Genomic DNA, 12,956 nt, shown 5'->3' on the forward strand with positions numbered 1-12,956 from the left:
GCTCTGCCAGACCCGACAAGCGGACTTCACCGCGTTGGCCGATGCATGCCAAACACTCGGCGATGCCTGCGGTGAGTATGGCCACCACCTCGACGAAACACACCGCAAGATCCTGGAGGGAACTGCGGGGTGCTCGCTATCGAAACCGCAGCTGGCGAGGCCGCTTTCGCCGTGCAGGCGCGCCTCTTACCGCGACACTGCCCGAATTGCTCGAGGTGGCTGCAGCAGTGCTCGGCGGCTCCGGGACGATCGGGTGTTCGCTGTAAAGTCCAGTGTGAATACTCGAAAGGGCTCGGTCAGGGGGTGGTTCTGATGGATGACTCGACTCAGCGGGTGATGGCGGCGCGAGAGATCGTGATGCGGCTGGTGCCGTCGCCGTGGAACCGGACCGCATTCCTGGACGCGCTGGCGGAGTGGCGCGGGCGGTCGATCGAGCTCATGCCGGTTGATTCGACACTGCTGTCAGGAACATTGGATTCGGGACGGGTGACACCGTGCGGGCTGTGGCTGGACTGCACAGATGCCGACGTGATCGCCTTCGACGCGGGTACGACCGACTTTCATATCGACCAGATCATCGCGCATGAGGTCGGTCACATGATGCTTGATCACGATGTCGGCGTAGCTGGTTTGGCCGGTGTTCAGCGGATTATGCCGAATCTCGATCCGGCGCTGATCCGCCGTGTGCTCGGTCGTAGTGAGTTCCTCGACGAGCACAGGAGGACGAGGCAGAACAGTTCGGTGATTTGTTGCTGTCCGGGGTCTCGCGCTGGCGGGCGTCGCGGCCGATGCGCTCTTTCTGGGGTGGTGACGGGTGACCTCTTCGGCACCACCGTCGATCGCGTGGTTGATCATCGGCTTCGGCGCGGCGGCGGCCGTTCTGCGATTGGTTCTGTTGCACGATCGTTCGCGGCCGAGCGAGCGTCAGGTGACTTATGCCCTGATTTCCGCGGTTGTCGCCGCGTTGCTGCGCGAACGCACGGTGCAGAACGCGCTCGCTGAGACTGGACTTCTCAGCGTGGGGTTCACCCGACAGCTCGGCACGACGTTCATCGTGCTGACGTTTGCGCCGCTGATCGTGCTGGCGGGCTCGTGGTCGCAGCGGTGGTCCGAGCAGGCATCGGCGAGCTATCGGCGGATGAGCCTGACAGTGTGGTGCGCGGCGGTGGTGTCGATGGTGCTGATGCTGCTGCTCGGATCGCACGCTCGTGCTCTCGGGCAGTACATCGACCGAACCGAGGGTTGGCAGACGGTCGCGTACTTCGCGTTCTTCTCGATCTGGTGCGCGGCAACGGGTGTTCTGATCGTGTCGGCTAGCGTGCGCGAGCTGCGGGCAGGTCAGCTACGGCCCTCCCACAAGCTCACTTACGCCCTGATCGTGCTTGTCGGCGGGTGGGCGCTGGAGGAAGCGTTGTCGATCTTCGTCAGCGCCGTGTGCGCCGCGACCGGCACAGGACATGCGTTCGTGGACTTTCGTTTCCGCGCGAATGAGAACAACTTCGTGTACATGGTCGGGTTGGGGTCGCTGGCTGCGGGGGCCCGGGTCGCCACTGAGATCGCGCGACGGCTGGGTGTCGATGCTGCATCGCGGACCGTGCGCCAGATGACGCCGATGTGGCGTGATCTGGTGACGGTGTGTGTCGAGATTCCGCGCCTGTCGCATTCCGACCCGGACATGAATCCGCGGCGGCGTATGCACCGCATGACGGTGGAAATTCGCGATGCGCTGCTCGTGCTCGGCCGTTTCGCCGCGCCTGTGCCTGCTGATATGCCCGCGGCGGTCGCCGAGGCGGTGCAGATCGCGCGGGCCCTGCATCGCAAGGCCGGTGGTGCCGAACCAGGATCGTATGTGCGGTTGCACGCCTCCGCGCCTGGTCGCGACATCATTGATGAAACCCGTACCCTGCGGCGTATCGCGCGGCATTGGAACTCGGCACAGACCCACCTCGACAGCCGCCAACTGGATGGAGCGACATGACCACGACCAACTCCTCGACCGAGAGGCGGATTCGGGCCGGTGACCGGGAGTTACCTCACCCTCCGTTCCGCCTGCCGATCTTGGGCGATGTGTGGGATCTGCACGTCACCGACAGCAGTCAGTGGGGGATGCGTGGTGCGCAGCAGTACGGGGGGATCTACGAGCGCAACATCTTCGGCGCCCGCGTGACATATGTCTCCGACCCGGACTTGTTGACCGAGATCAACGACGACAAGCTGTGGGCGAAGTTCCTCGGGGTTCCGATCGGCACCTTGCGGTCCGTGGCCGGAGATGGGCTGTTCACCGCGCACAATAGCGAACCGAACTGGCGTAAGGCGCACGAGATCCTGGCGCCGAGTTTCACCGCTGCGTCGATGCGTGGCTACCACGCGACCATGCAGGCATGCGCGAACGAGCTGGTCGAGTACTGGGCCGCGCGCGCCGGGCAGTGGGTCGACGTGCCGAGCGACACGAACAAGGTGGCGCTGGAGGTGATCGGCCGGGCCGGGTTCGGATACGAGTTCGGTTCGTTCACCCGCACCGACGAGCATCCGTTGGTGGCCGCCATGCTGCGCATCCTCACCTACGTCAACCGGTCCGCCTACTCACATCCACTCGTGGAACGCACCGTGTTCCGGCAGCAGCGGGCCCAGCACCTTGCGGACCTGCGGTTCGTCAACGCCGAGGTCGATGCGGTAATCGCGCAGCGCCAGCGCGATGGCGCGGGCGGGCACGGTGATCTGCTCGACCGAATGCTCACGGTCGCGGACCCGGAAACCGGTGAGCGCTTGGACGCGAAGAACATTCGTCGACAGATCCTGACGTTCCTCGCGGCCGGACATGAAACGTCGGCGGGTGTGCTGGCGTTCGCACTGCACTACCTGTCACGCTCGCCGGAGATCGCCGAGCAGGCGCGCCGCGAGATCGCCGAGGTCTGGACCGGCGACGAGCTGACCTACGAGCAAGTCGGCAAGTTGCGGCTGGTCCGGCGCATCGTCGACGAGTCGCTGCGGCTGTGGCCGACCGCGCCGGGCTACTTCCGCAAAGCCAAGAACGACACCATGCTCGCCGGTCGCTTCCCATTCGAAAAGGGTGAATGGGTGTTCGTGGTGCTGCTGCAACTGCATCGACATCCATCGTGGGGCGGTGATCCCGAGGCGTTCGACCCGGATCGGTTCCTTCCAGAGCGAGTCAAAGCCCGCCACCCCGAGCTCTACAGGCCGTTCGGGGTCGGGCTGCGAGGGTGCATCGGCCGTCAGTTCGCCTACCACGAGCTTCAGTTGGTCCTCGCGACGATTCTGCGGAATTTCGATCTGACACCGGACCCGGGTTATCAGCTGCGGGTCAAGGAAACGATCACTCTGAAGCCGGAAGGGTTGCAGCTCGAGCTTTCCCGGCGTGGCTAGCACCGGTTGCGCTGCCGCTTGTCGAGACTGCGGGATAAGGGCTCGGCAGTCACTGGAGGTCGGCTGCAGCCCATTGCCGAAACCGATCGTCGCGCAAGCGGTCCATGCATATAACAACGCGAACCCGGACCGCCCACTCAACGCCGGTCAGATCGCGGTCGTCGAGGGCTTCGCCACCTCAGATCTGCGCGTACGCACCGTCGACGCACCCGCCGGTTCCGGGAAGACAACAGCCATGCGCGTGCTCACCGACGCCTGGCACGCCAGCGGCGGCACCGTCCTCGGACTCGCTCCCACCGCCGCGGCCGCATCCGTGCTGGGCGAGTCGATCAGCGCACGCGTCGAGGCCATCGACGAACTCCTCGACGTCCTCACACACCACACCCCACCCCCGAACCCCGGGACCGGTTACCGCCGTCGCTGCCGCAATGGGTATTGCAGATCGACCAGAACACATTGGTGATCATCGACGGACACGCCAAAGTCGGAAACCTCAAACGCCTTCGCCTGCTGCAGTTTCTGGCGTCTCGAGATGCGACGATCCGCTGCCTCGGTGATCCCGAGCAGCTGCCCTCGATCGAAGCCGACGCGCCCACACCGACATGAACGACGCCACCAACACCCACAACCTCACCCTCGACCACGTCGTCCGCTTCACATCCCCCGCCGAAGCATCCGCCAGTCTGCTTCTGCGCGAAGGCGATCCCGCCGCACTCGGCTTCTATCTCGACCACCGACGCATCCACTCCGGCAGCCACGCCACCACACGCAGTGGGCAGGCGAGGCCTCCTGGGAACTGGACTTGAAAGAGATCGACTACCGGGTGCGGTATTGCGCGCAGGGCATGGACCAGGCACGGCAGAAGGACACCAGACTCGACGATGAGCCACTGCTGGACCGTTACCTCCTGCAGTTCTGGCCCGCCCCGCCCGAGCCGGACCGCGTAGTGCGACAGACCACGAAGATCGCGGCCTATTGGCACGGCTATGCCCGCGAGCAACCACCGCCTTCCACACCCGAATAACGCACGGAAGCCGACCTCCTGGCCCGTCTCGCCCAGGAACAGATCGATCGGGAGCGGTCGGTTGAGGTGGTTCAAGCTGCGTGAGTCTTGGGGCGTTCGACGAGGTGACCGCGTTCGAAGCGGCTGCGTGGTTCGGGTCGCGTATCTACGCCGAACGGGAGCAGCGGTCCGTCGACATCGAGAAAAGGCAGCGGGCGCCGTCCGTAATCGGTCACGGGCCACACGGTAGCGGCCGGTCGCCGAGAGATATCGGAAGTCTGTAGGTCGGCTATTTCAGGCGACTCCCGTTCGGGTGCGGTCTGCGGGGCTGGTTGACGGCGTGGGGGTGATGTAACGGGGGCGTTCGAGCAGCTTGCCCTTGTGGAACAGCGCGCCGACGCGGACGAGTGCGACGAGTTCGGGTGCGTTGACCTTTCGCCAGCGGGCCTGTGCTGCCTCGATCAGCTTGTAGGCCATGGCGATTCCGGCCGCACGTGAACCCGGGCCTTTGGTCCCTAGCCGCACGGAAGCGAAAGTCAACCCGATCGGATTTGTGTTCTCGAGTGGATCCAGTGCTCGGCCGGATATTCGAAGAACTCGAGCAGCACGTCCACGTCGCCGGTGATCTTGGCGACCGCCGTCGGACACTTTGCGCCGTAGTCGATCTCGAACGCCTTCACCGCCAGTTGCGCGTTGCCGATATCCTCGGCCATGTAGTTGCCCTTCATCGCCGCGAGCGCGCCCGGGTGCGCCGATTTCGGCAGCGAGGCAAGCACATTCGCCGACAAGGGTGCAGGGCGGATGGTGGCTCAGACGATCGGCACCACCCGTGCGGCCGGGGTGAGTCGGGAGATTCTGGTCCGCGAGGATCAGCTTGTGGCCCGGCCGGGATCGCTGCGAGCTCTCCCGATTCGTCGCGCCCAAGAGGTACATCAGCTTCCGCGCGTTGCATCCACTACACAGGCATCCACAGCTCGCACCCGCTCGTCTCCCGGCGAAATACTCAGCGGTGACGACGAGGCTTTCGGGAATTGCGAGTTGCTCCGTGCGCCACCGGTGGAGGCGAACACGACGTGGTCGCGCAGGATCCACACGTCCGAACGCTCTTGCATCTGTCCAGATGCGTCGACTGTCGTCGCGCCGAAGAACGTGAGACGACCGTCAATGATCACCGTGGCATTGGTGAACCGGTAGCCATCCATGGTCAGGCCCGCTTGCACCTGCGCGACGACATTTTCCGAAGCCGGTGCGCATCGCGGATCTGACAGGGAAACCGGCGCAGCGGCCGGTGTGGTTTGCTGAGCGGTAGGCGCTGAGCTGCTCGTTGTAGTCGCCGCAGTCGATTCCGACTCTTCCTCACCGAGGCCGAGCGCCTTTGAGATGAGCACGACGACGACTATCAGTGCGAACACACTGACAACGCTGGTGGTCAGGGCGCGTACCACAGCCTTGGATTGCCCGCGTATGCCAAGGCGTTCGTCTGGTTCGATGGGCATGGAATCCTTTGTGCGATTGACGGATCGAGACTGCGCCGCGAGCACTTATTGCCCCTGCGCGCGAGGCGGGGAAGCATCCTGTTCACGGCACGCCACGGCAACGTTAGCGCTATAGGAACCCGAGTCGCTCGCTGATCTTCACTCATGAAATCGTTCCACGGGCAATGAAGCGCTACAACAAGTTTGGCCGACGTGTGGTCCTGCCTGCTCGGATTGCCGGGGGAATGTGCTTGAACGTCCGAGACGGAAGTCGGGAGGGCTGTACTGATTCATCGAATCCGCGACCTACCGATCGTGTGGTTCTGGCGGTGGATCGCCTGCATTGTGGTCACGGGCCCCTTGGTCACCGACACGAACTGTCGCATGTGCCGCTACCTCGACCATCACGAACCCCAAGCAGGTGCGGGCCGGATGCCGAGCCGCCGCGGGCACGTTGCTGGTCGGGGATGAACTGCAACTCGGCACGGGCGCAACAAAACTCGGGTTTGGTTTGATGCCGCGCGGGCGGTGCGTGCCCGGACCGCAGCGTGACGCTGCGCCGATCCGCGCGTCCACCGAGTACACGGCACGCGTGGGCATTGTTGCAGACGGTCGAATCTGGCAGCGGCACAACCGCAGCCGGACAGCCTATGGGGTCATCGACGGTGCAGATGATCAGTTCTCGGCCACTGAGACTGCCGTCGAACATGCTCGTGCACATCGGAATCGACCCGGTCGCGCCGCTCCGCGCGGCCCCCTGGATCCAGAGCCGCGGCCGCGATACCAAGCAACACCAGCACGACGATGACGCCCACGATAGATCCGCCGATCAACAACAACTGTTCCCTATTCCCTTGACGGGTGCGCGGCGCGAATACCGCCACCAGTGATCTGATAGTTCTTGCGGCACAAATACTTCCATCCCATACCCCACAAACCGGCCCCGCCCGTGTCGTTTGCCACCGTTGCGGGACCACCGCGTTGCCAGTGACCACCGACAGCGAAACAGAAGTGGAACAGGTTATTGCGCTGTCGGGCGAACCCTTCGCGTTCCCGAACGACCGATATGCGGCATGACAGTGCGTCCATGTCCCTGTGCGCGGCCGGGTTTACGACGTCAGGCCGTTGATTGTCGGACACAGTGCGTGGGCGCTGGCGAACCGCGAGGAAGCAGAATCACAGTGTGGGGTGTCGGTCGTAACCGGAATGCGTTGTCCGAGTTGGTAATTGTGAGGTCAGTGGTGGTGATCGGCATCGCCGGGTAGCTCACGCTCCAGTATGGAGGTAAGCGGCCCAGAGCGATGGGGTGGCCGGAAAGGTGTCGCGCGCCGTCCGGATAGCGTGATGCAGCGCGTAGGGCGCGCGGCTGACATCGACCGCTGTCGCGTCGGGCGCAGTACGCAAGGCCGTGTAGAAGGCGTCGGCGATGCGGATGGCGAGGTCGTCGTCGATTGTCCACAAAGTGCCGATGACGTGCGGGTATCCGGCGAGTTGGAATGCGGAAGCGAGGTGGATGGACTCGTCGACCAGTTGGGTGTCGGTGCTGGAGGAAGTGTCGCAGGCCGACAGGTATGCCAACCGTGCGTGGTCGAGATGGACCGGGGCGAGCGCGGCGACGGTGAGCGGCGTCGTGGCGTGATCGTGTAACAGCAGGTGGCTGCGCGAAGGATCATCGGGGTCGGTGGCTCCATGACAAGCGAAATGCACGATGGCACAATCCGGCAGGAGATCCAGCACGCTGGCCGTTGTCGGGAGCGTGTGTTCGGCGGGCAGGGTTGCCGGGGCGCCGATGTCGTTCGCGACGTCTGGCTCGGTGAGCACAGTCGCTCCCGGCAGGTGAGTGGCAACCAGGTGAGCCTCGTCGAGCACATAATGCAGCCGCCCCTCGATTCCCGGGGTGGTGGGCATGGCCACGACGAGAGCCTGTTCGGGCATGACCGGGTCGGTAGTGGGTGTGCGTCGGCGCGCGTAGCCGAGGGCAGCGACAGTGGGTGTGTAGGAAGAAACGACGCGATCCATGACCGTTGCCGCCTCGGATCGGGGTGAGTGAGCGTGATAACCGGCTGCGTGAATCGGCAGTTGGCCCAGCATTCCGCCGGGCGCCCACCATACCCGTGGTCCGAACTGACCGGGCGCGATCGGCCGATGATAGCCCAGCGCATTCAGAATGGGACCGGTTGCGTTGTCCCACAACCATTCCAGGATACCGCTCAACTGTCGTTGTGCGGCTTGCCGTTCCGGCCCGGTGGTGCCGTGTGCGGCGGTGTGCAGCGCCTCGCGGAAGGTGCGAGTTCGGTCTCGTACCGTCTCCGGGGACAGGGCGGGCAACGGCTGGCAGGAGGTTCCGTCGGCGGTGAGCAGGAGCGCGTCGCTGCGGTAGTGGCCGATGCTGAACACCACCACCGGCCCGCGGATGGCCTGCGCGACCAATTGTTCGGTGGACGGTGGCAGGGCGAATGTGTCGAATCCGGGTTGCGTCCGGATTCGGGTGAGTACAGCTTCGAATTCGCGTGCCAGTTGGTGCCGGTCCGAAGTCGGGTCGTCGGATCCGGCCGGAAAACGGGTGCCGTCTGATCGATTGAGATGCCCTCGCAGCCGGACGAAGTCACCAGCCAGATCCGGATGCTGGTCCATGAGGTCGGTGAGGTCTGCGCGGACCTGGACCGTCTGGCTCAGCAGTATGGCCCGGCCGGCTTCCAGCAGGCGCAGCGCCAGATCCGCCCGGTTATTCTCGGGCACAGCGGGATTCCGTAAAATCAGTGCCGCGGCGTCGGCGGCGAACCCGCCCCATTCGCCGATCGCGTACTGCTGATCGGACCGTTCCAACTGCCGTGGTGCGATCTCGGGAAGCAATCGGATCGCGCGCTCGATCAGCTCGGCCGCCCGGTCTGGTTGCGTTGCCGCGACCAGGTCGGCGGCAGCGCGGCCCGCCAGGATTCGGGCCGATGGCGGTGCCACCTCGAACCGCTCCGCGTCCAGAAAGGCTGCCGTGGCCTCTTCCCGGTCGGTCGCCGCATCCGTTCGCCAGAACCGCATCATCAAGGCAGCTCCGAGACCGATCAGCCGATGGGCACGGTCGGGGTGATCGGCAGGTGTGGTGCTCGCGGCCTGCCGGAGAGTAACGATGGCCTCGTCGAGATCTGCCGGAGTTTTCGTCTGTTCGAAGCGAGCCCGGGTGGCGCGTCCGAGGTTGGCCAGCATTGCCGGCAGGGCGGGGTGATCGGCAGGTGTCGCGGCGACGGCCTGCCGGAACAAACCGATCGTCGCCTCCAGATCGGTTGTCGCCGTTGTCTGCTCGAATCGGTGCCATAGGGCGTTTCCAAGATTCATCAGCAAGATGGTCTTTGCGCGGTAGTCGGGCGGGGCGAGGGCCACAGCGTCCTGCAGACTGGCGATGGCCTCGTCCAGATCCGACCGTGTTCCCGTGCGCTCGAATCGATTCCGCAGCGCTGTCCCAAGGGTTGTCAGTCGGCCCGCTCGGGTGCTGCTATCTCCCGATGTTCCGGTAACGGCCCGTCGAGCCATTCGGATGGCTTCGTCCAGATCCGTCATAGAACCCGTTCTATCGAACCGATCGACCAGCGCGCGGCCGAGGCTGCTCGCCCGTTCGGGATAGTCCGGATCGTCTGCGATCGTGGCCGCGACCGCCTCCCGGCCGACTCGGATCGCCTCGTCCAGATCGGCCAGGTTCCCGGTTCGCTCGAAGTGGGTTCGCAGCGTGATCCCGAGGCCGGCCAGGTTCCGGACATGATCGGGGTGGTCTGCCGGTGTCGCCACGACTACTTGTCGTCCCAATTCGACCGCCTCGTCCAAATCGGACATAGTTCCTGTCCGCTCGAACCGATTCAGCAGCGCCCGACGGAGTGTGTTCATGGACTCAGCACGGCCCGGATCGTCGGCGGGGGTATCGGTCACCGCCTGTCGCACAAGCCGAATCGCTTCATCGGCGTCGGCACGGAGGCCTGTGCGCTCGAAGCGGGTCTGCACGCTCAGTCCCAGGGTGTGCTGGATTCCGGTCCGCACACTGTCGGGAAGCGTTGCGGGGATAGCGGACAAGGTCTGCTCACCAAGCCGGATGGCCTCGTCCAGGTCGGTCACTGTTCCCGTCCGCGCGTACCGGTCCGCGTACGCCGCGCCGAGGTGCATCAGCCGCACACAGCGGGCGGGAGCATCCGGGGCCGTTGCCGCCACAGCGCGGTGTCCCAGCGCGATCGCGTCGTCGAGGTCGGAGAGTTTCTCCGTCCGCCCGAATCGGCCCAGTAGGGCGGCACCGAGTCTGTCCATCCTGTCGGCGAGGTTTGGATCGCCGTCGAGTGTGCGCGTGACCGCTTCCTGAGTCAGCCGGATTGCGTCGTCGAGATCGGCCATAGTTCCCGTGTGCTCGAACCGGGTTTGCAGGCTGCTCCCGAGGGATACGAGCAGGTCGGCGCGGAAGGGGATGTCGGTCGGGATGATAGCCAGCGTGCGGCGACCGAGCAGGATGGCCTCGTCCAGATCGGCCAGCGCCTTCGTCTGGCTGAACCGGAATATCAGTGCCCTGGCCAGGTGATACTGGCTGCCGGGAAATGCGGGATGGTCGGCCGGGGTGTCTGCGACAAGCTGGCGACCCACACCGATCGCATCGTCCAGTTCGGCAACGGTCTTCGCCCGATTCAGACGATCTCGCAAGGCGTCCAGGGGGCCGAATGGATCGATATCGGTTCGGCCGATGGCTGTGCAGGCGCGCATACGCTGCCACAGATCCTTGGCGGCGGTGAAGAAGTCGGATCCTCCGGTGCCGCCACCCTGCTCACGATCTACCACGCCGCATTCACCCTCCCCGGAGGGGTCAACGCTAGTCATCCGATGACCTGCAGCACAACCTTTTCCGACGATATGATCAAACCCTGTGCCCGACGGCCGGGGGCGCGGCGTCTGCCGGATTTGCTCGTATTCCCAGGGGGTTTTGGTTGCAGCCATCGCCACAAGATGCTGGGCGGGTCGCCGCCGGATTGGCATATCTGTGTGGGCATCTGGAGGATATTCGCAGCGTGCTGGGCGATGACGGGACCGATACCGGCACGCCGCTGCACCATCTACTCGCCATCGTGCACTCCAGTACCACCTCCAATGTCGGTGCCGCGCTTGATGCGGTCCACGCCGCGCTGCAGGCCAGGGGCGATGCGCGCGGGCTGTACGGGCATCACCGCAGCGCCGCAGCAATCGGTGTACACCGCCTCGAGGTCGTCTACCGCTGTCCGCTCGCACGTTGCGCGGGCCGTGCCGCCGACGAGGTCCACGACGATCCACCACGATGTGCCCTCACAGGGCGAGAGCTGTTGCGAGAGCGGCTTTCCTGAATGGGCGGGTTATGGAGCGAACTCGCCAAGAAGCTCGCCGAGAAATGGTTGTCGCTGCTGGTGCTGCCCGGTGCCTTCTATCTCGCTGTCGCCGGTGCCGCACTCACCCTGGGGCACGGTCATGCGCTGGATGTGGGTCTGCTCGCACACAAGATCACCTCCTACGCCAAAAACCCCACTGTTACCGCCACGGGTGGGGAAGTTGTGCTGCTGGTAGCGATCTTGGCCGGTGCAGCTGCGGTCGGGCTCGTCGCGCAGACCGTCGGGACCTTTGTCGAACACGTCGCACTGGCCGTGGAATGGGACACCTGGCCACGGCCGGTTCGGCAACTGGCTCGGTGGTCGGTTGCTCGGCGCAAGCGACGCTGGGACACCGCCGAGACCATTTACAACCGAGAATTCCGGAAGATGCTGGCACCCGATCCCGCAGACCGGCCGGATTCCGCACTCCGGCATCGCGCAGCCCGCACCCGGACCCGAGTCGCGGTGGAGCGGCCGGAACGGCCGACCTGGAGCGGTGATCGAGTACATGCCGCAGCTGTTCGGCTCGACCGCGACCATCACCTCGACCTCGCCACCGTATGGCCGTCGGTCTGGCTGATCCTTCCGGATTCCATCCGCGACCAAATCACCGACGCCCGAACGGCTTTGGCGCGGGCCACCACGCTTGCCGCCTGGTCGGTCCTGTATTCGGTCCTGACGGTCTGGTGGTGGCCTGCCGCCCTGGTAGGCGTCGTTGCCGCAGCAACGGCACGGCATCGAATTCACACCGCAACGGACGCCTACGCCACTCTCCTCGAGACCGCGACGCGGCTGAACGCTGTTTATCTCGCCACCCAACTCGGCATCGATCACACGGGCCCCCTCACCCCGCACCTCGGCCACGTCCTCACCCGTCACCTCGGCAGCCGACGTCCGTCCGCCGACTGAGCGATATCGCAGGTTCGAATATTGCGCATCCGCCACTCGGCTGACCACCCTGGTCGCGGCAAAGTAGTGCGTTCGGGGGCGTCGATGTTCCTCCCTGGACCGGCAGGAATAGGTGACCTCGACGCGTCAGGCCGACGGGCAAAGGTTGTCCAGGATCAGCGCGAGGGTGAATGCGAAGCGGTCGGGCCCGGTGCCGGAGGTGAGTTCGGCGGCATAGCGCCGGGTCTGAGGGAAGCTGTCGGCGGTGTACCGGCGCATCAGCTCCTCGCGGCTGACGACCCACTCCTGATCCGGGTGTTCGCGCCGCTGCAAGACCAGCGACTGCTCCAGGGCGTAGGCGCTGACGTAGAGGGAGATCGCGTCCAATGCCCATGCGGCGGTGCGGGGTTCGATTCCGCCCGCGAGCGCGATCGCGAACAATCCCTCTCGGACCCGCAGTGCCTCGAGGTTGGTGGGGACCATGGCCAGTGCGGCGCGCGAGACCCCGGGGTATTTCAGGTATTGGTCGCGGATCTGGCTGAACACGTCGAGGAGCTGACCGCGCCATTCGGCCGGATCCGGTTCGGGCAGCACGATTTCGGCGCTGAGCCTGCCGACCAGTAGATCGTCGATATCGTCCTTGTTGACGATGTGCGCATACAGCGATGAAGGCCCGGTGTCGAGCACCGCGGCGACCCGGCGGATGGTCAGCGCGTCGTACCCCTCGGTGGCGACGACCTCCAGTGCCGCATCGGTGATCCGAGTGACCGTGATGGGTTCCTTGCGGGGCGACGCCCCAGCCGAACCGGCGTTTCCGTCCGGGCAAGGCAGCGATCTCGGCCGGGG

12 protein-coding genes and 1 pseudogene are annotated in these 12,956 nt (G+C 65.1%); 9 read left to right on the plus strand and 4 right to left on the minus strand.

Annotation, left to right across the window (positions count from 1 at the left end; genetic code table 11):
• Positions 1 to 312 precede the first annotated feature (312 nt).
• The 7 genes from NP3_RS47800 (at position 313) to NP3_RS09965 (ending at position 4,408) form a co-directional block, all read left to right on the plus strand.
• The gene (locus tag NP3_RS47800) at positions 313 to 1,002 is read left to right on the plus strand and encodes a hypothetical protein (RefSeq protein ID WP_157124230.1); all 690 of its coding nucleotides are present in this window, start codon (positions 313 to 315) and stop codon (positions 1,000 to 1,002) included.
• Positions 896 to 1,978, plus strand: a complete 1,083-nt coding sequence (locus NP3_RS09945) for an MAB_1171c family putative transporter (RefSeq protein ID WP_307677257.1) — start codon at positions 896 to 898, stop codon at positions 1,976 to 1,978. The genes NP3_RS47800 and NP3_RS09945 overlap by 107 nt, the downstream gene beginning before the upstream one ends.
• Positions 1,975 to 3,384, plus strand: coding sequence for a cytochrome P450 (locus tag NP3_RS09950; RefSeq protein ID WP_063039966.1), 1,410 nt, complete (start codon positions 1,975 to 1,977; stop codon positions 3,382 to 3,384). The genes NP3_RS09945 and NP3_RS09950 overlap by 4 nt, the downstream gene beginning before the upstream one ends.
• 73 nt (positions 3,385 to 3,457) lie before the next feature.
• Positions 3,458 to 3,847 (plus strand): AAA family ATPase, encoded by a 390-nt coding sequence (locus tag NP3_RS51115; RefSeq protein WP_063039968.1) that lies wholly within the window; start codon positions 3,458 to 3,460, stop codon positions 3,845 to 3,847.
• Positions 3,844 to 3,990 (plus strand): AAA family ATPase, encoded by a 147-nt coding sequence (locus NP3_RS51420; RefSeq protein ID WP_281197354.1) that lies wholly within the window; start codon positions 3,844 to 3,846, stop codon positions 3,988 to 3,990. The genes NP3_RS51115 and NP3_RS51420 overlap by 4 nt, the downstream gene beginning before the upstream one ends.
• Entirely contained in the window at positions 3,987 to 4,190 is a 204-nt protein-coding gene (locus NP3_RS51425) for an AAA family ATPase (RefSeq protein ID WP_063039970.1), read from the plus strand. Before NP3_RS51420 ends, NP3_RS51425 begins: the two co-directional genes overlap by 4 nt.
• Positions 4,187 to 4,408, plus strand: coding sequence for a hypothetical protein (locus tag NP3_RS09965; RefSeq protein WP_218024832.1), 222 nt, complete (start codon positions 4,187 to 4,189; stop codon positions 4,406 to 4,408). Before NP3_RS51425 ends, NP3_RS09965 begins: the two co-directional genes overlap by 4 nt.
• Positions 4,409 to 4,681: 273 nt before the next feature.
• Here NP3_RS09965 and NP3_RS09975 read toward each other — a convergent pair.
• From NP3_RS09975 to NP3_RS09990, 3 genes and pseudogenes are all read right to left on the minus strand, one after another.
• Positions 4,682 to 5,169 (minus strand): annotated as a pseudogene (locus tag NP3_RS09975) (transposase); the annotation flags it as partial.
• Positions 5,170 to 5,319: 150 nt separating this feature from the next.
• The gene (locus tag NP3_RS50335; RefSeq protein ID WP_245720875.1) at positions 5,320 to 5,883 is read right to left on the minus strand and encodes a hypothetical protein; all 564 of its coding nucleotides are present in this window, start codon (positions 5,881 to 5,883) and stop codon (positions 5,320 to 5,322) included.
• 1,245 nt (positions 5,884 to 7,128) lie between these two features.
• Positions 7,129 to 10,704 (minus strand): CHAT domain-containing protein, encoded by a 3,576-nt coding sequence (locus NP3_RS09990; protein ID WP_169814473.1) that lies wholly within the window; start codon positions 10,702 to 10,704, stop codon positions 7,129 to 7,131.
• A 188-nt stretch (positions 10,705 to 10,892) separates the two neighbouring features.
• Here NP3_RS09990 and NP3_RS09995 point away from each other — a divergent pair, with 188 nt between their 5' ends.
• Both NP3_RS09995 and NP3_RS10000 read left to right on the plus strand, forming a co-directional pair.
• Positions 10,893 to 11,201, plus strand: a complete 309-nt coding sequence (locus tag NP3_RS09995) for a hypothetical protein (protein WP_084508408.1) — start codon at positions 10,893 to 10,895, stop codon at positions 11,199 to 11,201.
• Entirely contained in the window at positions 11,202 to 12,131 is a 930-nt protein-coding gene (locus NP3_RS10000; RefSeq protein ID WP_063039982.1) for a hypothetical protein, read from the plus strand.
• Between the two features lie 126 nt (positions 12,132 to 12,257).
• On the opposite strand, the gene NP3_RS10005 is transcribed toward NP3_RS10000, so the two are convergent.
• Positions 12,258 to 12,941 (minus strand): TetR/AcrR family transcriptional regulator, encoded by a 684-nt coding sequence (locus NP3_RS10005; RefSeq protein ID WP_063039986.1) that lies wholly within the window; start codon positions 12,939 to 12,941, stop codon positions 12,258 to 12,260.
• Positions 12,942 to 12,956 lie beyond the last annotated feature (15 nt).

The organism is Nocardia pseudovaccinii NBRC 100343 (assembly GCF_001613225.1).
In the GTDB taxonomy this organism is placed as follows: Bacteria; Actinomycetota; Actinomycetes; order Mycobacteriales; family Mycobacteriaceae; genus Nocardia; species Nocardia pseudovaccinii.

Bases quoted from the DNA above. Each gene is read 5' to 3' on its own strand.
- NP3_RS47800 (WP_157124230.1), top strand. From the start codon at position 313: ATGGATGACTCGACTCAGCGGGTGATGGCGGCGCGAGAGATCGTGATG.
- NP3_RS09990 (WP_169814473.1), bottom strand. From the start codon at position 10,704: ATGACTAGCGTTGACCCCTCCGGGGAGGGTGAATGCGGCGTGGTAGAT.
- NP3_RS50335 (WP_245720875.1), bottom strand. From the start codon at position 5,883: ATGCCCATCGAACCAGACGAACGCCTTGGCATACGCGGGCAATCCAAG.
- NP3_RS09950 (WP_063039966.1), top strand. From the start codon at position 1,975: ATGACCACGACCAACTCCTCGACCGAGAGGCGGATTCGGGCCGGTGAC.
- NP3_RS10000 (WP_063039982.1), top strand. From the start codon at position 11,202: ATGGGCGGGTTATGGAGCGAACTCGCCAAGAAGCTCGCCGAGAAATGG.
- NP3_RS51425 (WP_063039970.1), top strand. From the start codon at position 3,987: ATGAACGACGCCACCAACACCCACAACCTCACCCTCGACCACGTCGTC.